Here is a 26,507-nt window from a genome sequence, read left to right on the forward strand (position 1 = left end):
GAATGTGATCCAATGAGTGCTGCCGGTTTTCTGAACATCATCCGCCCGGCAAATGCCGTGATGGCAGGCGTAGCGGCGGTCGTTGCCTACCTCATTGCCACCGGCACGCTCGTTCTGGCAGCCCTTCTCCTCTTTATTGTAGTCGTCCTCATCACGGCCGCCGGCAACGTGATCAACGATTACTTCGATGCGGAGATCGATGCGGTGAACCGGGCCGACCGCCCGATCCCGTCCGGGCAGGTCTCCCGCAATGCTGCACTCCGGTACGCGGTCCTCCTCTTTGCCGCAGGTATCGTGGTCAGCCTGTTCACAAACCCGATCTGTGCGGGGATTGCCCTCTTCAACTCCTTCCTGCTGGCGCTCTATGCGGCCCGGTTCAAGAGCATGCCGGTCGTAGGCAATGTCGTGGTTGCCTACCTGAGCGCAAGCATGTTCCTCTTTGGCGGGGCGTTCGCCGGCACCGGGGGCCTCATCAGCCTTCTTCCTCTTGCCTTCATGACCTTCCTTGCAATGATGGCCCGGGAACTGCTCAAGGACGCGGAGGATGTGGAAGGCGATGCAGTGGGAGGTGCGTCCACGCTCCCGATCCGGATCGGCGTGAAAAAGACCGCATACTGTGCCTTCGTGTTTGTCCTGCTCTCATCTATTGCAAGCATCGTCCCGTTCTGGTGGTGGGGGGTCCCGTATCTTGTGATGATCGGCATTGTGGACCTCACCCTCATCGCTGCGGCATACCGGGCCCTGCACTGTGACCGTCCTGCATGTATCCGGGACTCCGGCGCATCGGCGGTACTGAAATACAGCATGTTCGCCTCCCTCATCGTCTTCGTCCTTTCCGTTCTCTTCCTCGGTTAATTGTCTCCCGGGGGGTGACGGGACCCCCCGGAGTTCCGAGCAACAAGTTTATCCCCGCGATCGCTCCACCATTATCCTAGAGACCAATGCCCACGCTCATCCGGAAAGGAAATACCTATTTTGCCGAGAAAGGTTCGTATTTCGAAGGGAACGTAAAAGTTGACGGGGACTTTGTCGTGCCCCCCCATACCCATTTCTGGGGCAGGCTCAACGTCACCGGCAGCCTCGAGCTGGGCCCCCGGTCCAGCGTTGCGCTCGAGATCAGCTGCCGGAATGCGCTGATCGGGAGCCAGTGCCGGGTCAAGGGCCCGATCATTGCCCACGGTGATGTCACGATCCTCGACCATGCCAGTGTCCACTCGGTCAAGGCAGGTGGAAAGGTGATCCTCCGTACCGGTGTCATCGTGGGAGACGTGACCAGCGAAGACACGATCATCGTCCACGGGAAGATCAAGAGCGGGAACCTAATCGGTAAGAGTATGAAGGTCCTCGGGAATTGATGACGGGTCGATCCCCAGCACCGCAACTTCGTAGACATCGGGCCAGTTGACGATCGTCTCGACGCACCCTTCTTTTAACGTCACGACCCCCATGACGACGAGCCCCATCTTGTCGGCCATGTCGATCCCCTCTTTCACTTCGGAAAGGCAGCCAATGCCAATGATTGCTTTCGGCCGGTATTTTTTTGCCATGCGCTTGATGAAGGACGATCCCGGTACGATGAAGATCCGGTACCCGAGGCGTTCGAGCAGGACGTTTGCCTCACCGATACTGCACTGGCCGCAGTTCCTGCACTTTAAGCCTTCGGGTGTCAGGTGGGCAGGGCACTGGGAGGACCGCAGGCACTGGGGCATGAAGATCGCCCGCTCGGCAACCGGGACGCGCCCGAACTCAGCGGAGTTCATGGTGTTCTGGAGATTGATAAAGAAGGAGAGCATCTCGCGGTCCTCAAGGCCGATAAAGCGGAACATCGCCTTCATTACCCCTTCGAGAAAGACCAGCCCGGACTTGAGAAGTTTCGGGAAGTAGAGCTTCTGTTTCTTTATGGAATAGAGCGAGATGATGACCAGCACAAAGGAGATGATGAGCGCCCCGAGTATGACGATGACTGTTACCTCCCCGATGATATACATGAGGCTGTTCCATGTCGTAAAATCAAATGCCATGACAGGAAGAAATATTGTAGGTTAATGGGATTTTGGGAGAGATAAGTGTGATCGGGTATCGATGGGCTGGCGGAGCACGCCCGTTTCCGTTATGATCGCGGTGACGAGTCCCACCGGTGTTGCATCGAATGCCGGGTTCTTCACCTTTGCGCCTTCGGGGACACAGGTCCGGCCGCCCATGACGGTGACCTCATCACGCCCCCGCTCCTCTATTACAACGTCGCGTTCACCGTTGTCTGCGTCGAACGTTGACAACGGCGCTGCCACATAGAACGGTATCCCGTGGTGGCGGGCGCAGACGGCATGCATGTAGGTGCCGATCTTGTTGAAGACGGCATCATGGGTGATCCTGTCGGCACCGACAATGACGGCATCGATCGCACCCGCCCGCATGAAATGGGCGGCCATGGAATCGGTGATCACGGTCACATCGATCCCGTCCCGTTCCAGTTCCCATGCCGTGAGACGGGCACCCTGGAGGAGCGGGCGGGTCTCGCAGGCGATCACCTTTACGTCCTTTCCGGCTTTCACGGCGGAGCGTATCACCCCCAGCGCCGTCCCCCACGATGAGCAGGCAAGGGCCCCGGCATTGCAGTGGGTGAGGACCGTGCAGCGGTCAGGGAGCAGGGCCGCCCCGTTGTCCCCGATCGCGTGGCAACATGCGGTGTCCTCGCGGGCGATGGTCTCCGCTTCACGAAGCGAGAGATCGCTTGCCTCTCCGGCAGTGCGGGCGGTGGCCAGGGTGGCGAGCACCCGGTCGATCCCCCAGCCAAGGTTGATCGCGGTCGGGCGGGTCGAACGGAGCAGTCCGGCAGCCTCTCGTACACCGTCCATGAATGGTGCGAAGTCGTTATGCGTTATTGTGCGGGTTGCAAGGGCGACGCCATATGCCCCGGCAACCCCGAGCGCCGGTGCCCCGCGGATCTCGAGTCTGCGGATAGCGGTGGCCAGCCGGTCAACAGTCCGGCACTCGATGATCCGGTATTCGCCCGGCAGGAGTGTCTGTTCGATGTAACAGAGACTGTCTTTCTCTTTGTCCCACCAGAGCGTGGCAGAGTCGTTCACTTACGGCCCCGCCTTTTTTGCATCGATCCATGCCCGCATTGCCGCCGATTCCCCGGAGGCGACGCTGTCCGGGATATCCCGGGGAGCGGTGGCGGTACCGGCAACGTAGATGCCCGGCCGGAGTGTCGAGACCGTATCGACCGCATCGTGCACGGACCGGATGAACCCCGTCTCCTCCCGTGCGATCCCCAGTTTTTCCGCAAGGGCCGCTCCCGCCTCCGCGGGTTCGATCCCCACCGAGAGGACCACGAGTTCCGGGTGCAGGACATGGACCTCGGACGTCTCGGAGTCCTCGACCTGCAGGATCATGCCGTTCCGGTCCGGGAGTACATCGGACGGCATGCCCCTGAGGAACCGCACCCCGATGGCTTTTGCCCGCTCGAAATACTCCTCGTATCCCTTCCCGTAGGCACGGATGTCCATGTAGCAGATGAGCACATCCGTCTCCGGGTGCTTCTCCTTGATCAGCATCGCGTTCTTTATCGCCTGCATGCAACAGACGCAGGAGCAGTACGGGCGGCCGATCGTCATGTCGCGGGAACCAACGCACTGGATAAAGACAATGGACTTCGGCTCCTTCCCGTCGCTCATCCTCTTCACCTTGCCCCCGGTGGGTCCGCCCGCGTTGATCATCCGCTCCAGTTCGAGGCTCGTGACCACGTCGGGAAGGGTGAGATAATTGAACGGCGACTTTACCCGGGCATCGAAGACCGAGTATCCCGTGGTAACAACGATGCTTGCCGCATCAACGGTCAGGGTCGTCTCCTCGTCATTCTTACGGATGGAACCCGGGCCGCAGGCATCGTAACAGAGCCCGCACTCGATGCAGTGCTCGTTGTCCTTGACAACGACATCCGGGACTGCCTGTGCATGCGGCTTGTATATTGCCTTCCGGACACCAACGCCCGAATCGAACCGGTTGTAAACTTCTACCGGGCAGATCTGGATGCAGTCCCCGCACCCGGTACAGGTCGACTCATCGACGTACCGGGGGTGTTTCTTTATCGTGACGCGGAAATTGCCCGTTTCACCTTCGACATGGTCGACTTCGGCACAGGTATGGATGGTGATGCCAGGGTTACGGCTCACGTCCACCATCTTGGGGGAGAGGATGCACATCGAACAGTCGTTCGTTGGAAACGTCTTGTCCAGCTGCGCCATGTGCCCGCCAATGGTGGGTTCTCTTTCGACGAGGTGGACGTGGACCCCGTGCCCGGCGATATCCAGTGCCGCCTGGATGCCGGCCACTCCTGCCCCGATGACGACAACGCTAGCCATGACGGGCGTACTCTCCTGCAAGTTCCGCATACGATGAAGCATTGGAGAGGATGTGCTGCTGCTGGCTGTCGCTTGCCTGCTTGATGATCTTACCGGGGACGCCGACAACGACCGAGCGTTCCGGCACGTCCATGCCTTCGGTGACAACGGCACCTGCCCCGATGACCGACCCGTCGCCGACCTTTGCACCGTTGAGCACGATTGCGCCCATGCCGACCAGCACCCGGTTTCCTATCGTGCAGCCATGGAGGATCGCCCCGTGCCCGACCGAGACATCGCTGCCTAGGAGTACCGGAAACCCTTTGCTGGTATGGACCACGCAGTTGTCCTGGATGTTGGAACGGTCGCCGATCACGATCCGGTCCTTGTCCGCACGGACCACGGCCCCGAACCAGATCCCCACATCCCGGCCGATCGTCACATCTCCCGTTACCGTTGCATTACCGGCGGCAAACAACGCAACGCCTGTGACCTTCCCATCCATATGCATAATAACATAGGAAATTAAGAATCAAGGAACATGAAGGTTATGGTAGGGGGAACCTTCGATCCCCTGCATGACGGTCACAAGAGTCTCCTGAACCGGTCGTTCGAGCTTGCCGGCCCCTCGGGACATGTCGTGATCGGCCTGACCACCGATACGTTTGCGAGCCGCAAGGTACACCCCATCCGCCCGTTTGCGGAACGGAAGGCGGACCTTGAGGCGTATATCACGAAAAAGAACTATCCTGTACAATGGCGGATCGAGCCGCTGAACGACCGGTTTGGCTCTGCGATCGAGTACGATTTCGATGCGATCGTGGTCTCCGAGGAGACCCTCCCCGTAGCGGTCGAGATCAACACGATCCGGCGCGGGAACGGCAAACGGAAAGTCGACATCCACCAGATCAGTTGTGTCCTCGCGGATGACGGCCGCTGGATCTCGAGCACCCGCATTTACCGGGGCGAGATCGACATCCATGGCCATATCCTGCACGGGTAACTGCTGAATAACGGCAGATCTCCGGGATCGTACAATTCCGGCGTGCTGTTTTATACGACGGTATTACCCCGAAAATTACAAAAAAGATTATTTCCTGTGGGCAACCGCGATTGCGAGCATCGCAAAGGCTGCTGCGATCACAGAGACCATTGCAGGCAGGGGTGCCTGTGTGGTCGGGCTGGCAGCAGCTGCTGCCGGTGCTGCTGCTGCGGCACCCGGTACCGTCGCCTCCGGCGTTGGTGCGACCGTGGATTCACTGGTGGTCGCGCCGGGCGTTGCTGCTGCTGAAGTCCCGGTCTTGAACATGGTGTCGCTGCCATACTGGTTGGTTACCGTGAGGCTGACATCGTACGAGCCCTCAAACAGGTAGATGTGGCGCGGGTTCTGTTCGGATGAACTCGTCCCATCGCCGAAGTCCCACTTCCATTTGGTCGGTTCGTTGCTCGAGAGGTCCGTGAACTCGACAACGAACGGTGCCTTGCCCACCTGGCGGTTTGCCCCGAATTCAGCAACCGGTGCAAGGGTGGTCATGATGTAGTTCGCCTTTGATGCGATGTCCTTCCCGTCATTGTTGGATGCGGTCAGGGAGACCGTGTAGGTGCCAAGGGTGGTGTAGGTGTGGGTCGGGTTCTGTTCGGATGATGTCGATCCATCGCCAAAGTCCCATGACCAGGAAGTCGGCGAGTTGCCGGACTTGTCCGTGAAGGACACGGCCATTGGTGCACCGCCGCGGGTCTTGTCAGCAACGAAGTCAGCCTTCGGGATGGCAAGGACCGTGATGTACTGGTTCTTGGTCCGTGAGTTCGTCAGGTACGGGTTCGATGCGGTGAGGGTAACATCGTAGACGCCGGTTGTCCGGTACACGTGGTCCGGTTTCGCACCGGTGCCGGTTGTGCCGTCACCGAAGTCCCATACCCACAGGGTCGGGTTGCTGGTTGAAAGGTCAGTGAAGGTGACGATCCTGCCCACACCTACGGTGGTCTTGTCAGCAACGAAATCAACCGCTGCGCCGCCTCCGACGGTAATGAGGTCAGTCCGTACCTTGGTGTCTGAACCGAAGTTGTTTGTTGCGGTGAGGGTGACCGTGTAGGTACCTTCTTTCATGAAGCGATGGGTCGGGTTCTGGTCGGTTGAGGTTGACCCGTCGCCAAAGTCCCAGGACCATGATGTCGGTATTCCGGTAGACTGGTCGATGAAGTTCACCGACATGGGCACCTTGTACTGCTGGTAGGGCACGATGACCGGGATGAACTCGGCTTTCGGGGCAATCCCGACGTTGATGTAACCGGTTTTGGTCTCAATGTCCCTGCCGTTTGCATTCCGTGCAGTGAGCGAGACCGTGTAGATCCCCTTCACCTGGTATGCATGGCTCGGGTTCTGGACAGTCGAGGTTGCGGTGTCGCCAAAGTCCCATGACCAGGAAGTCGGTGAGTTGCCGGACTTGTCCGTGAACGCGACTGCTTCATCGGTGTTCACGTGGGTGGGTGCCCCGGCAAAATCCGCATTGGGTACACCACCGACGTTCAGCGTCTGGGTGGACGAGGCGGTCTCGGCATTACGGGTGATGGTGAGTTTCACGTCATACGACCCTGCGGAAGTGAAGGTGTGGCTCGGGTACTGTCCGGTCGAGGTCATGCCATCGCCAAAGTCCCATGCCCATTCCGTGGGGCTGCCCAGTGACTTGTCAGTAAACATGACTGCAAGGGGGGCTTTGCCGGAGGACGGGTCTGCAATGAATTTTGAGACAAGATCGCCGCTCACGGTGATGTAATCGTTCTTGGCAACATCCGATGAGCCAAACTCATTGGATACGGTCAGGATGACCCGGTAAACGCCGGAGGTCCAGTAGGTGTGGACCGGGTTCTGTTCAGTCGATCCCTGTCCGTCGCCGAAGTCCCATTGCCAGGCAGTGACCTGGCCGGTGGACTGGTCGGTGAATGCCACGTTCAGCGGGGTCCCGCCGGAGGTCGGGTCAGCCACGAAGGCAGCCCGGGGGCTCACGCCGATGGTGATGTAGTCCTTCTTGATGGCCGTGCTGGTGCCGTAGGGATTCTTCACGGTCAGGGTGACCGAATAGGTGCCGCGCTTGAGATACATGTGGCTGGGGTTCTGGTCGGTGGAGGTTGCCCCGTCACCAAAGTCCCATTCCCATGTCATCGGGGTTGAACCCAGCGAATTGTCCGTAAAGATCACTTTCGTAGGGATGGTCGTAAAGGCATAGTGGGCATCAAACTGGGCAACCGGTGCCAGGCCCACCGTGATGTAGCCTGGCTGGGTAGTCCCTGATGCAGAGGCCCCGGGGACTGCCAGGGCCAGGAGCAGGACAACCAGTCCTGCATACAAAAAGAACTTACTTGATCTCATCATGATCACATCCAGTCATATCAATTACCTGATATATAATTCCATACCTTGGTACGTATTATTTTTTTTTAAATGGAATGGTGCTGATACGGAAACAGGGAAAAACCGGTTTATCCCGGACCAGGCGGGATTATCGGAAACGCGGGTATGAAAGAGAAATCCGGTAAAGGTCAGATGATATGGCTGGTGACATCCTTGGTGATCACCCAGTCGCAATAGGTGCAGCGGAGCCCGTTTGGCATGACCTTGAACTTGCTCTGGATCGGTTCGTGGGTATTGGATATGCACCCGGGGTTCGGGCAGCGGACCAACCCCTCGATCAGGGTCGGGATCTCCACTCCTTTCTTCTCGAAGACCTTGTAGTTCCTGATGATGTTGATGGTCGCACGCGGCGAGATCAGGGCGATCCGGTCCACTTCCTCTTTTGAGAGCTCACGGTTGGTCAGCTTGACGATGTCCTTCTTCCCCATGTCCCGGCTCTGGACATTGGTCGCGATGGAGAGGGCTTCCTGCGTTGTGCCGGTGATCCCGAGGATCTTGACAACGTTGAGGGCCTCGCCGCCGTCGATGTGGTCGATCACCGTGCCGTTCTTGATCCGGCGGACCAGCAGGCCCTCGTTGTCAGCCGATTCACTGCTCTTCATTGCATCACCTGCATCAGCATCGCCATCCGGACCGGGACACCGTTTCTCGACTGCTCGAAGTACCGGGCATGGGGCAGGCTGTCAACCCGGGGGTCGATCTCGTCGACACGCGGGAGCGGGTGGAGCACGATCAGGTGTTTCTTTGCATCCGCCAGCAGTTCCGGGGTGATCCGGTAGCTTGAGGCAACGTTGAAGTACGATGCCGAATCGGGGAACCGTTCGCGCTGGATCCTCGTGACGTAGAGCACGTCCACCTCGCGGATGATGTCGCTGATGCTGTCGTGCTCAATGATCTCCATCCCTTTTTCCGTCAGCTGCTCCGAGAGCGTTGCGGGAAGTTCGAGCCCCTTGGGGCTGATAGTGTGCAACCGGGCATTGTAGAGCGAGAGGGCCGAGGCAAGGGAATGGGCGGTACGCCCGTAGCGCAGGTCGCCGATAAGCGCGATGTCGATGTTATCGATGGGCATCGACTGGCGGATCGTGTACAGGTCGAGGAGGGTCTGGGACGGGTGCTGCCCGGCACCGTCGCCGGCATTGATGACCGGGACGGTGGAGAACTCTGCGGCAAGCCGCGCGGCCCCCTCCTTCGGGTGGCGGATGACGATCGCGTCCGCATAGCCGCTCACAACGCGGACGGTGTCGGCGAGGGTCTCGCCTTTTGCCATGGAGCAGGCCTCGACACTGCCGACCGAGAGGGAGGTGCCGCCGAGCCGGGCAATGGCCGATTCAAAGGAGAGCCGGGTCCGCGTGCTGGGCTCGAAGAAGAGGACGGCCAGGATCTTTCCGCCAAGGGCGTTCGAATCGTATTTCTTCCTGTCAATCTGGCCTGCATGATCCAGCAGGCGGTCGATCCCGTTCCGGTCAAAGTCCCCGATCGATATGATATGGTGCACCACTCACCCTCCCGACTCTTTATCTGGTGAATATATTTTGCTCATGCCCTAAATTACCTCTCTTCCCAGCGGAAAGGCCGCCTTCCCTGGAGCACCCTGCCCCGGACAGGAATAATATTATTGGATGGTTACGCATTTTCTTATCAATATCTGTTCAGGTTTTGTGAGGAAACTCCTTGGATCCTATACATATTGCACGGCCGGTGATCGGCCCGGAAGAAATATCCGCGGTGACGGCAGTTCTCGAATCCGGTATGCTGGCTTCGGGGGAACGCGTCCTGGAATTCGAGCGGAAGTTTGCCGATTACTGCGGCACCCCGTATGCCGTTGCGGTGAACAATGGCACTGCCGCCCTTCACACCGCACTGCTTGCCGCGGGTGTCGGGCCCGGCGACGAGGTGATCGTGCCGGCATTCACGTTCTTTGCCACGGCATCGGCGGTAGCGATGTGCGGCGCAACGCCGGTGTTCGTGGATGTGGACGAACAGACCTTCAATATCAACCCCCGGCTGATCGATGAGCGCATAACGCCAGAGACACGTGCGGTGATAGGCGTTCACCTCTTTGGCCAGCCGTTTGATATCCGTGCAGTGCAGGCATGCTGCGGGCGCCATAACCTGAAACTGATCGAGGACGCGGCCCAGGCCCACGGCGCCCAGTCCAACGGGGAAACCGTGGGGGGGTTCGGGCACTTTGCCTGTTTCTCCTTTTATGCGACAAAGAATATGATCACCGGCGAAGGCGGTATGGTGACGACACCCGATAAGGCCGGGAACGAACTGCTTCGCCTTATCGTCAACCACGGCCAGAGCGAGAAATACCTCCATACGCGGCTCGGCTACAACTACCGGATGACCGATATCGCCGCCGCGATCGGGCTCGTCCAGCTGAAAAGACTGGAACAGTTCAACCTGAGGCGCCGGAAGAATGCCGGGTACTTCGACACGCACCTCTCTGTCAGGGGGCTCATCACCCCGGTCATTGCGCCCGGTGTGCAATCGGTATACCACCAGTACGTCATCCGCCTTACCGATGAGTTCCCGATGAGCCGGGCAGAGTTCGTCGAATATCTCAAGGCCAAGGGGATCGGCAGCGCGATCCACTACCCGATCCCCCTGCACCGGCAACCGGTCTTCGGCCTCGAAAACAGCCCGGACCCATGCCCGGTCGCGACCCGGCTTGCAGGATCGGTACTGAGTCTCCCGGTCCATCCCATGCTCGACCAGAAACAGCTCGCATATATCTGCGACACCATCAACCGGGTGAGCTGAAATGGATATCGGCATCATCGGTGTCGGGACCATGGGAAAGAACCACGTCCGCGTGTACTCCGAACTGAAGAGCGTGGACTCCGTTGCCGTGTTTGACGTGAACGCGGCGGCAGCTAAGACCATCGGTGACCAGCATGGCGCCGTTGTCTGCCGTTCCATGGACGAGCTGCTGGCACGGTCGGATGCGGTCAGCGTCTGCGTGCCAACCCCGTTCCACGCGGCAACGGTGCGTCAGGTCTTTGCAGCGAAAAAGGCGGTGCTCATCGAGAAACCGATCGCTGCCACGGCAAAGGAAGCGATCGACCTCATGAAGTCCGCCCCTGCCGGGATCACGATCGGGGTCGGCCACATCGAGCGGTTCAACCCGGTCGTGAGCGAGATCAAAAAGATCGTGGACAAGCCGCTCTACGTGGAGATGAAACGGCACAACCCGGCGTCGGCACGGGTGACCGGCAGCACGGTCATCGAGGACCTGATGATCCACGACATCGATATCCTCCTCAACCTGTTCGGCCAGCCCTCCGCGATCCACAGCGCCGGTTCAGCTGACGTGTGCAGTGTCTTAATGAAGTGCGGGAAGATCCCGGTTGCCCTCTCCGCAAGCCGCAAGTCCTCCAAGAAGATCCGTATGATCTATGTCGAGCAGGAAGACTGCACGATCGAGGGCGATTTCATGACCCAGGAAGTCACGATCTACCGGAAACCGGGACAGTACCAGTTCGAGGCCGAACGGTACGTCCAGGAGAACATCATTGAGAAGGTGATGGTGAACAAGCTCGAGCCGCTGAAGCGGGAACTCTCGACCTTTGTCGAGTGCGTGCGTACTAAAAGCCCGTTCCCGATCACACCGGAGCAGGCGATCGAGAACCTGCGGGTATGCGAGACGATCCAGGCGGGTCTCTGATTTTTGGGACCTCCTCAAATGGACAGGACAGGGGGTGAAGCAATGCTTTCGGATATCATCAGGAAACGGGGACCGGTAACGAAGATCGGCGTGCTGGGCATGGGGTATGTCGGCATCCCGGCCGCGGTACTGTTTGCGGATGCCCCGCAGTTCGACACGGTGTATGGGTTCCAGCGTGACTCCCCGTCATCCGGTTACAAGATCGCCATGCTCAACCGGGGGGAGTGCCCCCTCAAAGGCGAGGAGCCCGGGCTTGAAGACCTGTTAAAGAAGGTCGTTGCCGCAGGCAAATTCTCCTGCACGTCGGACTTTTCAAGGATCCGGGAACTGGATGCCGTCACGCTCTCCATCCAGACCCCGTTCCTGAACAAGGAAGACCTCCTTCCGGACTTCTCTGCCCTGTTCGAAGGGATACGGAACGTGGGCCGGAACCTGACGCCCGGTATGCTTGTCGTACTCGAATCTACGATCACGCCCGGCACCACCTCCGGGATTACCTGCGAGATCCTGGAAGATGAGTCCGGCCTTGTTGCCGGAGAAGACTTTGCTCTTGCCCATGCCCCGGAGCGGGTGATGGTCGGCAGGCTTCTGCGCAATATCCGGGAGCACGACCGTATCGTCGGCGGCATCGATGAGGCGAGCACGCAGCGGGCAACAGAGCTCTACACCCCGGTCCTGACCCTCGGGAAGGTGATCCCGATGACTGCCACCGCGGCGGAAGTGACGAAGACCGCGGAGAACACGTTCCGCGACCTCCAGCTCGCTGCGGTCAACGAGCTCGCCCTCTACTGCGAGGCAATGGGGATCAATGTGTACGATGTCAGGGCAGGGATCGACAGCCTGAAGGGTGAAGGGATCACGCGGGCAATGCTCTGGCCCGGTGCCGGTGTCGGGGGCCACTGCCTTACGAAGGATACCTATCACCTCGAACGCGGTGTGCAGGTGCTCGGGAAGGACCTGCTCGATTACCCGGCAGGAGAGCCCTCGCTCTACGTGCTCGCCCGGCGGATCAACGACTTCATGCCCGCCCACATGTTCCGGCTCACGAAGGAGGCGCTGGAACGGGTGGGCCGGCCGGTGAAGGGGGCAAAGGTTGCGCTGTTCGGGTGGGCGTTCCTCTCGAACTCTGACGATACCCGGAATACTCCTGCGGAGCCGTACCGCGACCTGCTGGTGAAGGAAGGTGCGATGGTTTCCGTCCACGACCCGTACGTGGCCGAGTACCCCGGCGTGCCGATCGTTCCGTTTGTCGAGGAGGCAGTCGAAGGTGCCGATGCGATCGTGATCTTTGCCGGGCACAATCTCTACAAGGGCTTGGATGCACCCTATCTCAAGAACCTCACCGGAAAGAAGCACCCGGTGATTGTTGACGGGCGCAATATGGTTGACCCGGATACGTACATCCGGCTCGGGTTCATCTACAAGGGGATCGGGCGCGGGGATAAGAACCGGCATGAGATTGTGGACGGGTAGGTAACTTCTTTTCTTCCCTAACTTTTTTAGAATTTTTTGATACACTAGATTTTCCAGTCCATGCCTTGCGTTATATCAAGGATCTGAAAAAACTCATTCATAACGATGGCTCCCCGCCTCAGGGCCCCTCGCGGGGCACGGCGGGGCAGATTACCGGTTTTCTGTGAATTGGCAGGGTAATTAAACCGCCGCGGGGGCGCCCCTTCGGGGGCGGCGGCGTCTATCGCAATGGGGGTATGGGGGCATCAGCCCCCATCAAATAATGAGGGTCCCGGAAAAAAGGATCCTGGAAAGTGGAAAGAAATTTTAAAATTTTAATTGCGGATCCGATCGCACCAAAAAATTTTCAATCACCCCCTCAGCCCCTCATCAAAAATTTTCAACCGACCCCTGCCATATCAGCCCGGACCTTCACGCCGGAAAAAAACGTCAGGTGTTAGTTGTACAACCGCGGCACGGTCAGATAACCTCGGCGCGGTTCAGTAACTGACACCCTGTTCCCCTCCCCAAAAATTTTCACGCAGGGTGCGGACGTGCGCTGACCAGCTGGAACCCCTTCTTTTTTCCCAGCATTGTCCGCACAAGCGTGCTGGTGTCCGCGTTCGCATAAAACCGGAACGCCATCTCCCCGCTTTCGGTACCACGGTACTCTTTCCGGATGCTTTCCCCGGAAGACATCCGCTGCTCCACGAGCCCCGCACCGATCAGCGCTTTCATGAAACTGGAGAACGTCCCGTGTGAGAGCTCCTGCGGCGACCTGAACCCGCGCCGGTAGACAACCGGCCGTGAATCCGGCTTCACGGTCCTCGCCCGGGTCCGCCGGTACACCCCCCAGACCTGTTTGTACAGGTACTCCCGCGAAACCCACTCGCGGGTTCCGTCCGGCACGTGCTTTTCGTACTTCCGGAGAAGGAGCGCAAGGATGGTCTGGTAGTTCGGGTTTGCCAGCAGGGCCAACGCCTGCATCCCCGGGGCAGGGACAGCCCGGGGAACTTTCTCATCGAAGGATGAATACACCCCGGCATCGATCCAGGGAGCGAGAGTTGCGAGCGCCGTGCAGAGCGACCGGGATCCCGCCGACAGGTCCATCGTGAACCGTGCGCCGGGATTGTCCTGAACGATCCGTTCCAGGAGATCCCGTGCGGACGGATAGACCGGCGGGAAGACGAGTTCCCGCGAAAACGGGATTGAAAGGGTTGCTGAGAGTTCCTTCACGGCATCGACTGAGTGCATGATCGCAAGGCGTTGTTTTTCCCTCTCCGGATTGGAGGAGAGTGTGTATGCATCGCTGTCTGCAAAGACGTACGTGCGGGTGATGGTAGGGAGGGTGCGGAAGATGGCCGGATATGCGGTCTGGATGTTCTCGCCGGCAGTGATGATGTGGACATGGGGGTCCGATGGCATGGAGAAGAGTCTGGGTGAGGTGGTTTAAATGGTTGTTTGTTTATATTGATTTTTGTATTTTATAACGACTGTTTAATTTAAAGATTGCAGACTGTGATTATCGCTTTGCAGAGAGACCTTTGTATATATTGCGATGCCTGCCGCCGCTTCGAAGAACCTGATGATTCTTCTCAAATCAGTCCTCGCTGATGCGACGACTGATTCCCCACCGGGGCGCCCCAGCGGTGGCCCAAGGACGGTTTCATGCTTGAGTACAGGTAATGGCTAGCGCAAAATGTCGAGTCTCTTCAGAGATGAGACAGAAGAAGAACGCATCAGGAAATCCACAATCAACTGGGAAAATTTCAGATATTTGAAGGTCGTCGAATAAAAAGTAAAAAAAGGTTTAGTTGGGTTTTTTTATTGGTATAAATTCAACCTTTTCACCTAGCCCACGGTTTGGAAATATTAAAAGGATATCCGATATAGTGGCTATCCCCTCTACACCATCAGATTTACGAATTACTTGTGTCTCAAGCAAATAACGTGATATATGGTCGTCGGTTAGCTGGTTGAGATCTTGTTCAAATTTTACATCAGGTGCATGATATGGGGCAACAATAGCGTTTAAATCGGATATCGCAATTTTTTCCTTTATCTCGATTTTTCCTTTAATCTCAAACGCCTTAGATCCATTATTCTTTCTCAAAATTCCGCCATTTGTTCCTTCATATTCTATAATTTCATCGTTCATAATTACTCCATAATTTTTTGATCTTTCTGTGGGGTCTCCATATAATGATTCTATTGCGTACTATATATCCGTCATTGAAAATTCTGTGTAATTATATTTTATAAATGACATTGGACTTTTAGTGGTACATAAAAAAATTTAAAGGGATGATTTCGTCAGAGTCTGATTATTCAAAAAGGTATTCGGTAAAATAAGAGTTGCTCGCAAAAACTATGAAAAAACTTTCCCTATTTCCTCGCAATCGTCACATACCCCGAGTGACACACGCTCGTGGAAGGCCGCGTCCCCCGCTTCGACCGGGTCATCTCCCGTTCGATAAGTTCATGGGTATGTACTTCCCGGAAGAGCGGTGTTGCAGCATCGACAACAATTGCCATCTGTTCCAGGAACGGCGTGTAGCAGGCCAGGTATCCCCCGGACCGGAGCAGGGAGTATGCGTGCGTCACATGCTCCGACTGGACCTGCAGGTCGAGGTGCACAACATCGAATGACCCCTCTGACTCAAGGAAATCCTTTGCCACGGCCTCGACATTTGCGAGTTTTGCTTCCGTGATATTCTTCATTGCGAGCGTGGAGAACTCGGGACGCACCTCATACGTCTTCACGCTCCTTGCAACGCCGCCGAAATAGATCGCCGCGATGCCGCTGCCGGTGCCGGCATCGAGGACGTCATCGTTGTGGTTCATGCCGGTGTATGCGATGACAAGGCCGATGTCCTTGGGCAGCATCGGGGCGCCTGAGCGTTTGCCGTGGGAAAAGAAATCGGTGGGCCTCGGGATGCGGATGGTGAACTCTGCACCGCTATGGGTGGTGATGACATCCCCGCCGGACTTCCCGACCAGGGATTCAAGCTCGATCTGTCCCTTGTCGGTACCGAGTTTTCCCGGCCCTGCCTTAACCCAGAATTCCCGTCCTGCCCCGACGAGCAGGACCCGATCGCCCTCTTCGATCATCACTGGGCTAGCCGCATGATCGCTTCGGCAATGTCGCCCTTTGTCGCGACAAGGGCTTCTTTTGCCTTCTCTTCAGAAACGTTTGCCTGTGCAGCGACCATCGTGACATCCTCTTTTGGGATCTCGACTGCCGCCGCTTCGAACCGTGGCGTGCCGGAGATCTGGTAGGTGGTCGCACCCTGCATGGTCATTGCCGAGACCTCGGCAGAGTCGAAGACCCAGTTGCCTTTCGGCGTCTTGATCACGATACTCTGCACGTCCTCAATCTGCTCGACATTCATGCCGAGCTTCTTCATCATCGCCTTCATCTGGCGCGGATTGATGTTTCCCGGAAGCATCCTTCTCACTACCCTGCCGTACTTTTACCGCTACTCCGTAATTAAATGCAAGCATCTCCGGGCCTGAAACGACGGCAGCGCCGCAGGCAATCACCCGGTCATCCCCGGCAACGACGATAACATCATCGCCCGCGCGTATCTGCGGGTCGGCTGCGGTCACGTGTTTCGCAAACGCGTTCTTGCCTTTTGCCACGAACTCCGCCACATCGTCCCGGACGGTGACCCGGTATCCCGGGGCGGGAAGTGCTGCCTGGAGCCGGCGTGCCCCCTCGATACTGATCGTGAGCCGCCCATCCGATGCCCGGACTGTTGCAAGGCGCACGCCACCGTACAGCACCTGGCGGACCCGGCCGGTGGTGGAGAAGATGAACGTGCAGTCCTCCGGGAAGAGGGAGGGGCCCACGTTGCCGCCGAACTGGAAGTCAGCGATGACCTGGACCCGCCGCAGTAAACTGTTCTCCGAGTATCCTGTTGACACGAATGACAAACTCCTGTTCCGCTGTTTTCGGGATATATGCTCCCGCTGCTATCTTATGTCCTCCGCCCCCGCCCCCGTATTCCGCCGAGGCGTCCGAGAGCGCTTTCTGGAGGTCGATGCCCTTTTCGACAACCCGTTCATTTGTCCTCATCGAGACCTTGGTCAGGTTCCGGTCCTCCGGCACCTCGCACATGATCAGGATCGGCTTGGCGCTGTTCAGTTTCGAGAGCGCCATCCCGGCCCCAATCCCGACGATCGTGTCAGGGTACTTCCCCCCGACATGGAGGTACTGGAGGTTCTCCAGTTCACGAACTCCCGTATCGACAATATACTGGAGGAGCTCGCGGAGGATTGCCCGGTGGTTGTTGAGCATGTGCTCCGCGTCCCGGTATGCAGGGCCGCGGTCGCCACGGAGGATCGCTCCCCCAATCTGCGGCTTCGACCACCGGCCGCAGGCATTGAGGAGGGTCGCGTACTCCTGTGCGTTCCGGAGGGGGGTCCTGGGGACCTCTCCCGGGAACCGGTAAGTCTCCGAGAGCAGCCGGTCGGTCTTCTCCCCGTTTGCCATCAGCTGCTGGGCAAGCGCCGAGATGATCGTCCGGTGGTCGTCATCGGAGAGTTCCTCCCAGACATACCACCGGCCATCAGGTGTCTGCTGCCGGATGCCGAGTTTTTTCAGGAACTGCCGGGCGCCTTCGGGATTGTTGCTGATCCCTTTGACAAACGGGTCGTCGTTGTAGGCCAGCGAGAGGTGGACAGGGCGGGTTGCCGTGCCGTAACAGTTAAGGTCTTTTTTCCGGACCTCTACCGACCCGTGCTTCATCCCGTCCTCGACAATGATCTCGCGTGCGGGCCCGACAAGGCCGCACTTCTCCCGCGCCATCATATCCCCGACATTCCCGACAACGGCCAGCTTTGCAAGGTCAATGTTTGCGCAGTCCAGCTGCTTTGCGACCAGGTATGCAACACCGGCCGCGCTCATCCGCGTGTGCCCGTACGGCAGGCAGTTGACCTGCGTATACTCCCGTTCGCAGGGCTGGCTGACGTGGTGGTCGATGATGAGGACCTCCTTCTCGGAAAAACCCCGTTCGAGCATCAGGTTCTGCTGGCCGGCGCCAAGGTCGGAAAAGATCTTGAACGAGGCATCGGCCGGGACCTGCGGCATCGTGAGGGGTTCGAGCTGGCGCACAAAAACCGATTTGACCGGGATTCCCAGCCGTGAGACCGCCTGCGAAAGGATCGCCTCGCAGCTGATGCCGTCCGCATCGATGTGGGAGACGATGGTGATTTCCGGTGCCGCCGCGATCTGCTCCGCGGCTGCCTTTACATCATCGCAAAAACCCATTGCCTAATATTTAGGGAGTTCCAACAGATGAATTGTACTCCCTATGCAGACCAATACGTCCGGGTTTTTTCCTGAAACGGGGCTTATCACCCCGGAGCGGATGCGTGCAGTGGATGGCAACGCAATAGCGCTCGGTGTCACTGAGCTCCAGCTGATGGAGAGCGCGGGCCGCGGTCTTGCGGAGCAGGTCCTTGTGGCCCGTCCTGACCGGGTCCTCATCCTCTGCGGGAAAGGGAACAACGGGGGCGACGGGATGGTTGCGGCCCGCCATCTTGTGCGCCACGCGACAACGGATGTCTGCTACCTCGACCAGGGAAAACGGAGCAGCGCCTGCGAGCACCAGCTCCGTGCCCTCACCCATTCGCGGATCGGGCTCCACCCGTTTGCGTCCCGCGACGATCTTGAGCCCGTGCGTTCGCTCTTTGAGAAGGCGGATGTGATCGTGGACTGCCTGCTCGGCACCGGTGTGAGCGGCCCGGTGAAAGAGCCGCTGAAAACCTGCACTGCGATGGCAAATGCATCGCCGGCAACGATCATTGCAGCGGACATCTCGACGCCCGGTATGCGGGCGGACCGGATCTGCGCCTTCCACCGTGCGAAGGTGGACGGGTCGACCGTCATCGACATCGGCATCCCGGTCGAGGCCGAGTGCTTCACCGGCCCCGGTGACCTGACGCTCATTCCCGCCCGCCGCAAAAAAGCGCACAAGGGCAATGGCGGGGAGGTGCTCATAATCGGGGGCGGCCCGTACCAGGGGGCGCCATGGCTCGCGGGGCTCGGGGCCCTCCGGGCGGGTGCCGACATTGTCCGGATCGCATCCCCTGTCTTTGAGCCGGTCCCCGATTTAATCTACGAACGGCTGGAAGGCAACGTGATCGGGCCGGAGCATATTGAACGGTTGATCTCCCTTGCCGAGAAGGCGGATGTAGTGGTCTGCGGAAACGGCCTGGGTACTGAAAGCCATGAGGTGGTCATGGCTATTGCCCCGCACTGCAAAAAGGCGGTCTTCGATGCCGATGCCCTCCGACTCCCCCTTCAAAAAGCGAAGGGTGAGACGATCTATACTCCGCACGCTGCTGAGTTTGCGCGTATCACGGGCATCACCCTTCCCGAAGATACTCTCGGGAAAGCCCGGGCAGCACAACGCTCCGGCATCAAAGGGACGGTTATCATCAAGGGGCACATCGATATTGTCACGGACGGCCGGCAGGTCCGGTTCAACCGGACCGGCGACCCTGCGATGACTGTCGGGGGGACAGGAGACGTACTTGCCGGGATTGCCGGGGCATTGCTCTGCCGGCTCCCCGCGTTCGATGCGGCCTGTATCGCGGCATACGTCAACGGGAAAGCGGGCGAGGCTGTAGTGGCCGAACGGGGCGGCGGGATGCTGGCGTCAGATATTGTTGACAAGATCCCGGCGGTCTTATACCAGAAAGGCCGGAGAGGTGCGTGAATGCCGGAATTTACTCATATTGCAAACGACAGGGCACAGATGGTGGACATCAGCGGCAAGGGCGAAGTCGTGCGTGAGGCAACGGCATCGGGCAGGATTTTCTTAAGGCCGGAGACGCTTGCGGCCATCCGGGAAGGGACGGTCGTGAAGGGCAACGTATTGGCAACGGCCCGCGTGGCGGCCACCCTTGCGGTCAAGAACACTGCCACCATCATCCCGATGTGCCACCCGATCCCGATCAGCTCGATCTCGGTGGATTTCACGGACGGGGACGGGTATATCGAAGCCATCGTGGTCGTGAAGATGACCGGGAAGACCGGCGTGGAGATGGAGGCTTTAACGGGCGTGTCGGTTGCTTTGCTCACGGTGTGGGATATGGTGAAATCCGCTGAGAAGGACAAGGACGGGCAGTACCCGGTGACGCGGATTACGGACATTCAGGTGGTGGAGAAGAAGAAGGGGAAGTGATCCCTTTCTTGTCCGCGCCTGTATCTTTTAATACCCCCTCCGTCCTATGTATACAGGCATGCGGGATGCGTCCCGTATCAAAGGAATGTAGCCCTCTTTGGGCCGAACCTTAGGTGATTACCATGGTAAAATCGATGTATGCTTTCGTCAGGGAAGCATGGAAGAGACCTGACAAGTCAGAGGTCAAGGAACTCCTCTGGAACAGGATGCAGGCATGGCGCCGCGAAGGCAGCGTTGTCCGGATCGAGCACCCGACCCGTATCGACCGCGCCCGCTCGCTCGGCTACAAGGCCAAGCAGGGCATCGCCGTTGCACGTGTCCAGGTACGCCGCGGTGGCCGTAGGGCGTCCCGGTACGTACGGGCACGCCGCTCCGCCCGGATGGGTAAGAGACACCTCACCTCCGGCAAGAGCATCCAGCGCATTGCCGAGGAACGCGCGTCCAAGAGGTTCCCGAACATGGAAGTCCTGAACTCCTACTGGGTAGGGCAGGACGGGAAGCGGAAATACTACGAGGTCATCCTCGTTGACGGGCACCACCCCTCAATCAGGGCAGACAAGAACCTCGCATGGCTTGCAGACCCGTCGCACCGGGGACGTGCCGAGCGCGGCAAGACCTCGGCAGGCCGCAAGGGCCGTGGCATGATGACCCGTGGCAAAGGTACCGAGAAGACCCGCCCGAGCATCCGCTCCCACGCGAACCAGGGCAAATAACCTTATCCTTTTTTAACTGAAGTAACTCTCATGAAGATCACCGATGCAGCGGTCTGTCCGTACCCGAACGGGGATTCATCGGTGCGCAGGCTTGCGCTGGAAGCGGAAGCGCTGGGGTTTGACAGCCTTGTTGCCATCGACACGCCCTCCGCCAGGTACGGCGAGGTCGAGGTCAGGAACGGCCTGTTCATACGCAATGCCGGCATGAAGGATGTCATCGCACAGGTGAAACGGGCAAAGGACCCAACGACTGTCATCTCGGTGAAGGCAGGGGATGCCGGGTTCAACCGGGGAGTGGTTGGCCTTCGCGGCGTGCATATCCTCCGCGGGGTCCATGCGGCCGACAGGAACGCCTTCGATCATGTCACCGCGAAGATGGCGGCCGACAACCGGGTTGCAGTCGATATCGACCTCTCGGTGATCATCGCAGGAAGGGGGATTGCACGGCAGCGGGCGATCCAGCGATACCGCGACGTGCTCGTGCTTGAACGGCGTTTTGAGTTCCCGCTCACCATGTCAACCTACGCACGTTCGGTGCTGGAGCTGCGCGCAGTCCGCGAGGTCAGCGGCCTCTGCACCCTGCTTGGCATGGACATACCGGACGTGGAACGTGCGTTTGCCGGTGTTGACAGGGTTACCACGCCGCCAAAACCTTCCGTGCGGGTGATCTAGATGACCGTCCGTCCCCCGACACTCCGCGACAAGCGACGGTATGTCCTCGTCCGGGTCGACCCCCCGGGAACACAGATCGACCTAAAGGAACTCTACTACACGGTATCGGATGCCATCACCTCGCTCTGGGGCGACGCGGTGGCTGCGGTCATCGTGCAGGCCGTGATATGCGCCGAGGGCGATTATGTCGTGGTCCGGTGCCGTCGCGGGAGCGAACGTGAACTGGCGATTGCGCTCTCAACGATCACCATGTTCTGCGATTCCCCGGTTGCCCTGCGGATCATCGCGGCTTCCGGCACCATTGACAGCCTCCGGGACCGGATGAAGCCCTCGGTAAAAGCCAGCGATGAAACGGCACCAGCTGAAGAGTGCCGGTTTGGCGGGAAGGAGTGCTTTGTTGCACATTGTGACGGTCAGAAGGTTGATGTGATTGAAAAGGGATTTAAAAATACACACCGATTGTTCTTGATAAAAGAAGATCTGGAGGAACCATAAATGCAACCACAATACCAGATGGGATATGACCGGGCCATTACCGTATTTTCACCCGACGGAAGGCTCTACCAAGTAGAGTATGCCCGGGAGGCTGTTAAACGCGGGACCACGGCAGTTGGAATCAAGGCAAAGGACGGCGTCGTGCTGATTGTTGACAAACGCGTGAGCTCCAAGCTCCTCGAAGCTTCGTCCATCGAGAAAATCTTCAAGATCGACGAGCACATCGGGGTTGCATCGAGCGGCCTTGTCGGCGATGCCCGTGCGCTCGTGGACCGGGCACGCGTGGAATGCCAGATCAACCGCGTATCCTACGATGAACCGATCGAGGTCGAGGCGCTCAGTAAGAAACTCTGCGACCACATGCAGAACCTCACCCAGTACGGCGGCATCCGCCCGTACGGTACGGCCCTCCTGATTGCGGGCGTGAGCGACGGGGAATGCCGGCTCTTCGAGACGGACCCCTCCGGTACGCTCCTTGAGTACAAGGCGACCGGTATCGGCATTGGCCGCCCTGCCGTCATGAAAGTATTCGAGGAAGAATACAACCCTGAATCCGAGGTCAAGGATGCCATCCTTCTGGGGCTCAAGGCGCTCCATTCGGCTACCGAAGGCAAGTTCGATGTCGACACGGTCGAGATCGGCGTCATCGGCAAAGACAAGCCCGCCTTCCGGAAGATGAGCCCGGAAGAAGTCGCCTCGTTCGTGGAGCAGTTCAAGCCGTGATCGTATGATACCGCTCGACCACTCCGTGGTAGCCCGGCTCGACAGCTTCGGGGAACGGTTCGAGATCCTCGTTGATCCGGACAAGGCTGCGCTGGTCCGGCAGGGCCAGCCGGTGGAGATCGAGGATGTGGTAGCGGCGCTCAATGTTTTTGGTAATGCCTCGAAGGCGACACGGGCATCCGATGAGGCGCTGATGAAGGTCTTCCACACCACGGACTTTAATGCCGTGGCGCGAAAGATCATCGAGAAAGGCGAGATCCACCTGACGGCCGAACAACGGAAGCGGATGGTGGATGAGAAGCGCCGACAGGTAATCACCTTTATTGCACGGAATTCCATCAACCCCCAGACCGGTCACCCCCATCCCCCGACACGGATCGAGATGGCGATGGAAGAGGCCCGGGTGAATATCGACCCGTTCAAGCACCTCGATGAACTGGTGAAGGAGACGGTCAAGGCCCTGCGCCCGCTCCTCCCGATCCGGTTCGAGGAACTCCGGCTGGCAATCAAGATCCCGCCGGACTTCGCCGCGAAAGCATACGGCGATATCGCTGCTGGGTCCACCATGGAAAAAGACGAGTGGCTCAAGGACGGCTCGTGGGTCTGCGTGGTGCGGATCCCGGCCGGGATCCAGGGTGAGTTCTACGACCTCATCAACAAGCTCTCCAAGGGCGAGGGGCAGGTCAAGATCCTCAATCAAGTATATTAGCCCGGAGGACAAATAAAAGAAGACAGATCGGTGGGTTTCCATCATGGCAAAGTCTACACTGAAAGCAAAGGGAAAGGTAACCGGCAGCGCAGGACGCTTCGGCTGCAGGTATGGCAGGTTCGTCAGGAAGAGGGTATGCGACATCGAGAAGATCTCGCGCGCTCTCCACCGCTGCCCCAAGTGCGACATGGAATCCGTTGCACGGAAGGGTACGGGCATCTGGGAATGCCGCAAGTGCGGGTACAAATTTGCCGGCGGCACATACCAGCCGGTAACCCCGACCATGAAGATCGCACAGCGTGCGATCGACCGGACAACCGAAGAGATCAGGAAATAAACGGTATATTCGCTATGGCAAGTACCTACAAGTGTGCACGGTGCAAGCAGAAAGTCGAGATCGACGTCAACGTGCGGTGTCCCTACTGTGGCCACCGGATCCTGTTCAAGGAACGCGGTGCGGCGATCAAGGAACTGAAAGCCCGTTAAGCGCACGGAACCGGGCTCCGGCCCGGAAATATCTATATCTGTTTTTTATCACTACTCTGGAGAGGGTACCCTATGTCGCAGCACAAAGCCGTCTTCCGGTTTACCACAGAACATGCCAGCAGGATCTACCAGTCGCTGGTACCGGAACTGGAAGACGAGGTGAACCCCCGGTCGGTCGTTACCTGCCGTCTCGAAGGGACCGACACGCTCATCCTGACGGTAACGGCACAGGACACCTCATCGCTCCGTGCTGCGCTCAACATGTACCTGCGGCTCGTGAACGTGGCCTACGAAGTGAATGGTCTGGCCGGGAAAACCTGAGCCTGCGGCCTGCCCCCCGTTCTGCGGTGGATATGGGGATGTAAAGGAATAACCCTTTTTATCATCCGGCGCCGATATTCTCTACAGGAATTTATCATGAACAATATCTCACCCAAGGTCCAGAACCAGCTGGGTATGCTCCAGCAGATCCAGCAGCAGCTCCAGAATATTCTCCAGCAGAAAGCCCAGTACGAGATGGCTGTCCGGGAAGCGAAGCGTGCACAGGAAGAGATCAGCGACGCAGCCGAAGACGCGGTCATGTACATGAGCGTCGGCACCGTGATGATGCAGAAGAAGAAAGCGGTCGTCAACGAGAAACTCACCGAGAAGGTGGAGACCCTCGAGCTCCGCATCAAGTCCTTAGAGAAACAGGAGAAGATGATGCAGGACAAGTTCGAGCAGCTCCAGGGCCAGATCAAGGCGGCAATCGAGGGCAAGGGCGCCCCGAACGCAGCATAAATCCTTTTTTCATCATCCTCCCGTAAATGACCCGGCGCACATCCGGAATTTGATCCTGAAAAAAGTGGATTTGTTTATACCCGGCTGACCAGGTTGATCGCGTTCACGAGCGCCTCGACCGACGAGAGGACGATGTCGTCGCCGCTCCCGCTGGCATCGAAGATCTTCCCGTGCTCGTCCTCGACTGCAATGGTCACGTGGCACATCGCGTCCGAACCGCCGGAGATCGCCTCGATGGAAAACTCCTTGAGCTGGAGTTTTGCGGGGGTGATCCCGAGGATCGCGTTCAGCGCTGCATCGACAGGACCGTTGCCTACCGATGAGAAGATGTGCTCTTTTCCGTTCACCATCGCCTTGACGCTGGCGGTCGGGATGACGTGGTTGCCGGTCATGATCGCAATGTCCTGGAGGTCGAGCGTCTTGTGGTTGAGCTCAATGCCCATGATGGACTCGGCGATCTCGTACAGGTCGGCGTCGGTAACCCGTTTGCCCTTGTTTGCCACGGCCTTGACTTTCTCGACGATCGCATCAAGCTGGGTGCCGTCCGGGTCGATGCGGACATCATGGAGCATCTGCTGCACCGCGTGCCGCCCCACGTGCTTCCCCAGCGTGAGCCTCCGGCGGTGACCGACCATCTCCGGGGTCATGATGCCCGGTTCGAAGGTGGCGGAATTCTGGAGCACGCCGTGCGAGTGGATGCCGCTCTCGTGCGAGAAGACATTCTCGCCCACCACCGGCTGGATGGGCGGGATCCCGAGGCCGGAGAACCGGGAGACGAGGCGGGAGGTCTCTACGAGACGCTCCTTTTTGATCCCGGTCTTTATCCGGTACATCGACTCCATGATCATCACGGTCTGGGCAAGGTCGGCGTTGCCGGCCCGTTCCCCGAGCCCGTTCACCGTCACCTGCACCTGCGAGGCACCGGCCTCGACCGCCGCGATGGTGTTTGCGACCGCGAGGCCGAAGTCATTGTGGCAGTGGACATCGATCGGGCACTTCACTTCCCGGTTGATGCGGGTGATGAGCGTCTTCATCGCGGACGGGGAGATCACTCCCACGGTGTCCGGCACGTTGATGATCGTGGCCCCGGCATCGGCAGCAGTCTGGAACACCTCGATGAGGTAGTCCCAGTCCGTCCGCGTCGCGTCCATTGCAGAGAACATGCAGAGGTCCGAGCGCTTCCGGATGTAGCCGATGATGTCGGCTGTGATCCCGAGCACTTCCTTGCGGCTCTTGTTGATCGTGTTCTCCCGCTGGATATCCGAGGTCGGGATGAAGACGTGCACCATGTCGACATTGCAGTCAAGGCAGGTGTCCACGTCAGCTTTCACGGAGCGGGCAAGCCCGCAGATCACTGATTCCAGGCCGAGATTTTTGATAGCGGTCACCGTCTCTTTCTCGGCTTTCGAAGATGCAGGGAACCCTGCCTCTATCGCGTGAACGCCGATTGCAGAGATCTGGCGGGCAATCTCAAGTTTCTGTTCAAATGTAAATGCAATACCGGGGGTCTGTTCGCCGTCACGTAACGTGGTGTCGAAAACAGTAACTTCTTCATGAGCATAGCTATCGGTGAAGAAGACGATCCCCCGCAACATCCTTGCGAGTAACCATACAGAATTATTGGCATGCGGGTTATATAAACAATCGCTGCACCACATCCAGATCCGCGATTATTACGGCGCGAAATCCGTGAATCTTACGATACGTTTAATAGGAAACTTGCCCTACATTAGTAGCGCAGTGCCCCGCCTTAACTCAGCCTGGTAGAGTGCGCGGCTGTAGATTGGTTTACCGTTAAAGGTAACTGCGCGGCTACCGCGATGTCCCCGGTTCGAATCTGGGAGGCGGGATTAACTGTACCA

General features: G+C 58.5%; 31 protein-coding genes and 1 tRNA gene. 18 read left to right on the forward strand and 14 right to left on the reverse strand.

Annotated elements, in window-relative coordinates:
• Positions 1-12: 12 nt before the first annotated feature.
• A complete protein-coding gene (locus M0R30_RS00720) occupies positions 13-855 on the forward strand; it encodes a geranylgeranylglycerol-phosphate geranylgeranyltransferase (protein WP_292542160.1) in 843 nt (280 codons plus the stop codon).
• Positions 856-941: 86 nt separating this feature from the next.
• Entirely contained in the window at positions 942-1,355 is a 414-nt protein-coding gene (locus tag M0R30_RS00725) for a polymer-forming cytoskeletal protein (protein ID WP_292542162.1), read from the forward strand.
• Here the strand turns inward: M0R30_RS00725 and M0R30_RS00730 are convergent.
• The 4 genes from M0R30_RS00730 to M0R30_RS00745 are packed head-to-tail and all read right to left on the reverse strand — an operon-like array spanning position 1,320 to position 4,854.
• Complete coding sequence (locus M0R30_RS00730; protein ID WP_292542164.1) at positions 1,320-2,021, reverse strand: DUF116 domain-containing protein; 702 nt, start codon at positions 2,019-2,021, stop codon at positions 1,320-1,322. The two genes, M0R30_RS00725 and M0R30_RS00730, sit on opposite strands and share 36 nt — an antisense overlap.
• Before the next feature lie 21 nt (positions 2,022-2,042).
• The gene (gene mtnA, locus M0R30_RS00735) at positions 2,043-3,086 is read right to left on the reverse strand and encodes an S-methyl-5-thioribose-1-phosphate isomerase (protein WP_292542166.1); all 1,044 of its coding nucleotides are present in this window, start codon (positions 3,084-3,086) and stop codon (positions 2,043-2,045) included.
• Complete coding sequence (locus M0R30_RS00740) at positions 3,087-4,364, reverse strand: CoB--CoM heterodisulfide reductase iron-sulfur subunit A family protein (protein WP_292542168.1); 1,278 nt, start codon at positions 4,362-4,364, stop codon at positions 3,087-3,089.
• Complete coding sequence (locus tag M0R30_RS00745; RefSeq protein WP_292542169.1) at positions 4,357-4,854, reverse strand: gamma carbonic anhydrase family protein; 498 nt, start codon at positions 4,852-4,854, stop codon at positions 4,357-4,359. The genes M0R30_RS00740 and M0R30_RS00745 overlap by 8 nt, the downstream gene beginning before the upstream one ends.
• A gap of 30 nt (positions 4,855-4,884) precedes the next feature.
• Here M0R30_RS00745 and M0R30_RS00750 point away from each other — a divergent pair, with 30 nt between their 5' ends.
• Complete coding sequence (locus M0R30_RS00750) at positions 4,885-5,346, forward strand: phosphopantetheine adenylyltransferase (protein WP_292542170.1); 462 nt, start codon at positions 4,885-4,887, stop codon at positions 5,344-5,346.
• 87 nt (positions 5,347-5,433) lie between these two features.
• Here M0R30_RS00750 and M0R30_RS00755 read toward each other — a convergent pair whose 3' ends face one another.
• The 3 genes from M0R30_RS00755 to pyrB form a co-directional block, all read right to left on the reverse strand.
• Positions 5,434-7,713 (reverse strand): PKD domain-containing protein, encoded by a 2,280-nt coding sequence (locus M0R30_RS00755; protein WP_292542172.1) that lies wholly within the window; start codon positions 7,711-7,713, stop codon positions 5,434-5,436.
• A gap of 167 nt (positions 7,714-7,880) precedes the next feature.
• Positions 7,881-8,354 (reverse strand): aspartate carbamoyltransferase regulatory subunit, encoded by a 474-nt coding sequence (gene pyrI, locus M0R30_RS00760; RefSeq protein WP_292542173.1) that lies wholly within the window; start codon positions 8,352-8,354, stop codon positions 7,881-7,883.
• On the reverse strand, positions 8,351-9,247 hold the full coding sequence (gene pyrB / locus M0R30_RS00765) for an aspartate carbamoyltransferase (RefSeq protein ID WP_292542174.1): 897 nt from the start codon (positions 9,245-9,247) through the stop codon (positions 8,351-8,353). The genes pyrI and pyrB overlap by 4 nt, the downstream gene beginning before the upstream one ends.
• Positions 9,248-9,423: 176 nt before the next feature.
• On the opposite strand from pyrB, the gene M0R30_RS00770 reads away from it, so the two are divergent.
• The 3 genes from M0R30_RS00770 to M0R30_RS00780 are packed head-to-tail and all read left to right on the forward strand — an operon-like array spanning position 9,424 to position 12,895.
• The gene (locus tag M0R30_RS00770) at positions 9,424-10,518 is read left to right on the forward strand and encodes a DegT/DnrJ/EryC1/StrS family aminotransferase (protein WP_292542176.1); all 1,095 of its coding nucleotides are present in this window, start codon (positions 9,424-9,426) and stop codon (positions 10,516-10,518) included.
• 1 nt (position 10,519) lies between these two features.
• On the forward strand, positions 10,520-11,422 hold the full coding sequence (locus tag M0R30_RS00775) for a Gfo/Idh/MocA family oxidoreductase (protein WP_292542178.1): 903 nt from the start codon (positions 10,520-10,522) through the stop codon (positions 11,420-11,422).
• Positions 11,423-11,464: 42 nt separating this feature from the next.
• Positions 11,465-12,895, forward strand: coding sequence for a nucleotide sugar dehydrogenase (locus M0R30_RS00780; RefSeq protein WP_292542179.1), 1,431 nt, complete (start codon positions 11,465-11,467; stop codon positions 12,893-12,895).
• Between the two features lie 516 nt (positions 12,896-13,411).
• Here the strand turns inward: M0R30_RS00780 and M0R30_RS00785 are convergent.
• From M0R30_RS00785 to M0R30_RS00810, 6 genes are all read right to left on the reverse strand, one after another.
• Positions 13,412-14,299 (reverse strand): hypothetical protein, encoded by an 888-nt coding sequence (locus M0R30_RS00785; protein WP_292542181.1) that lies wholly within the window; start codon positions 14,297-14,299, stop codon positions 13,412-13,414.
• 385 nt (positions 14,300-14,684) lie between these two features.
• The gene (locus M0R30_RS00790; RefSeq protein ID WP_292542183.1) at positions 14,685-15,032 is read right to left on the reverse strand and encodes a hypothetical protein; all 348 of its coding nucleotides are present in this window, start codon (positions 15,030-15,032) and stop codon (positions 14,685-14,687) included.
• A gap of 227 nt (positions 15,033-15,259) precedes the next feature.
• On the reverse strand, positions 15,260-15,985 hold the full coding sequence (locus M0R30_RS00795) for a protein-L-isoaspartate carboxylmethyltransferase (RefSeq protein WP_292542770.1): 726 nt from the start codon (positions 15,983-15,985) through the stop codon (positions 15,260-15,262).
• Positions 15,985-16,323: a nascent polypeptide-associated complex protein gene (locus M0R30_RS00800; protein WP_292542185.1), complete on the reverse strand. Its 339-nt coding sequence runs from the start codon at positions 16,321-16,323 to the stop codon at positions 15,985-15,987. The genes M0R30_RS00795 and M0R30_RS00800 overlap by 1 nt, the downstream gene beginning before the upstream one ends.
• Positions 16,247-16,801, reverse strand: a complete 555-nt coding sequence (locus M0R30_RS00805) for a PUA domain-containing protein (RefSeq protein WP_366513071.1) — start codon at positions 16,799-16,801, stop codon at positions 16,247-16,249. The genes M0R30_RS00800 and M0R30_RS00805 overlap by 77 nt, the downstream gene beginning before the upstream one ends.
• On the reverse strand, positions 16,746-18,146 hold the full coding sequence (locus tag M0R30_RS00810) for a DHH family phosphoesterase (RefSeq protein ID WP_292542187.1): 1,401 nt from the start codon (positions 18,144-18,146) through the stop codon (positions 16,746-16,748). Before M0R30_RS00810 ends, M0R30_RS00805 begins: the two co-directional genes overlap by 56 nt.
• Before the next feature lie 43 nt (positions 18,147-18,189).
• Between M0R30_RS00810 and M0R30_RS00815 the strand changes: the two genes are divergently transcribed.
• The 11 genes from M0R30_RS00815 to M0R30_RS00865 all read left to right on the forward strand — a co-directional run bounded on the left by M0R30_RS00815 (position 18,190) and on the right by M0R30_RS00865 (position 24,645).
• Positions 18,190-19,599, forward strand: coding sequence for an NAD(P)H-hydrate dehydratase (locus tag M0R30_RS00815; protein ID WP_292542188.1), 1,410 nt, complete (start codon positions 18,190-18,192; stop codon positions 19,597-19,599).
• A complete protein-coding gene (gene moaC, locus M0R30_RS00820; protein ID WP_292542190.1) occupies positions 19,600-20,067 on the forward strand; it encodes a cyclic pyranopterin monophosphate synthase MoaC in 468 nt (155 codons plus the stop codon). It abuts the gene before it with no gap.
• A 122-nt stretch (positions 20,068-20,189) separates the two neighbouring features.
• The gene (locus M0R30_RS00825; RefSeq protein WP_292542191.1) at positions 20,190-20,780 is read left to right on the forward strand and encodes a 50S ribosomal protein L15e; all 591 of its coding nucleotides are present in this window, start codon (positions 20,190-20,192) and stop codon (positions 20,778-20,780) included.
• A 30-nt stretch (positions 20,781-20,810) separates the two neighbouring features.
• The gene (locus M0R30_RS00830; RefSeq protein ID WP_292542193.1) at positions 20,811-21,452 is read left to right on the forward strand and encodes an RNase P subunit p30 family protein; all 642 of its coding nucleotides are present in this window, start codon (positions 20,811-20,813) and stop codon (positions 21,450-21,452) included.
• Positions 21,453-21,947, forward strand: coding sequence for an Rpp14/Pop5 family protein (locus tag M0R30_RS00835; RefSeq protein WP_292542194.1), 495 nt, complete (start codon positions 21,453-21,455; stop codon positions 21,945-21,947).
• Positions 21,948-22,670, forward strand: a complete 723-nt coding sequence (gene psmA / locus M0R30_RS00840) for an archaeal proteasome endopeptidase complex subunit alpha (RefSeq protein WP_292542195.1) — start codon at positions 21,948-21,950, stop codon at positions 22,668-22,670. It abuts the gene before it with no gap.
• A gap of 4 nt (positions 22,671-22,674) precedes the next feature.
• Complete coding sequence (locus M0R30_RS00845; protein WP_292542197.1) at positions 22,675-23,379, forward strand: ribosome assembly factor SBDS; 705 nt, start codon at positions 22,675-22,677, stop codon at positions 23,377-23,379.
• 43 nt (positions 23,380-23,422) lie between these two features.
• A complete protein-coding gene (locus M0R30_RS00850; RefSeq protein WP_292542198.1) occupies positions 23,423-23,716 on the forward strand; it encodes a 50S ribosomal protein L37ae in 294 nt (97 codons plus the stop codon).
• A 14-nt stretch (positions 23,717-23,730) separates the two neighbouring features.
• Positions 23,731-23,865 (forward strand): DNA-directed RNA polymerase subunit P, encoded by a 135-nt coding sequence (locus M0R30_RS00855; RefSeq protein WP_012107386.1) that lies wholly within the window; start codon positions 23,731-23,733, stop codon positions 23,863-23,865.
• Positions 23,866-23,937: 72 nt separating this feature from the next.
• Positions 23,938-24,186 carry a KEOPS complex subunit Pcc1 gene (locus M0R30_RS00860; RefSeq protein ID WP_292542199.1) on the forward strand — a complete coding sequence of 83 codons (249 nt, stop codon included), beginning with the start codon at positions 23,938-23,940 and terminating at the stop codon, positions 24,184-24,186.
• A gap of 96 nt (positions 24,187-24,282) precedes the next feature.
• Positions 24,283-24,645 carry a prefoldin subunit beta gene (locus M0R30_RS00865; RefSeq protein ID WP_292542200.1) on the forward strand — a complete coding sequence of 121 codons (363 nt, stop codon included), beginning with the start codon at positions 24,283-24,285 and terminating at the stop codon, positions 24,643-24,645.
• Positions 24,646-24,719: 74 nt separating this feature from the next.
• Here M0R30_RS00865 and M0R30_RS00870 read toward each other — a convergent pair whose 3' ends face one another.
• A complete protein-coding gene (locus M0R30_RS00870) occupies positions 24,720-26,240 on the reverse strand; it encodes a 2-isopropylmalate synthase (protein ID WP_292542201.1) in 1,521 nt (506 codons plus the stop codon).
• A 149-nt stretch (positions 26,241-26,389) separates the two neighbouring features.
• Between M0R30_RS00870 and M0R30_RS00875 the strand changes: the two genes are divergently transcribed.
• Positions 26,390-26,495, forward strand: a tRNA-Tyr gene (locus tag M0R30_RS00875).
• Positions 26,496-26,507: the final 12 nt, after the last annotated feature.

It is taken from the genome of Methanoregula sp. (assembly GCF_023227875.1).
Taxonomy (GTDB): Archaea; Halobacteriota; Methanomicrobia; order Methanomicrobiales; family Methanospirillaceae; genus Methanoregula.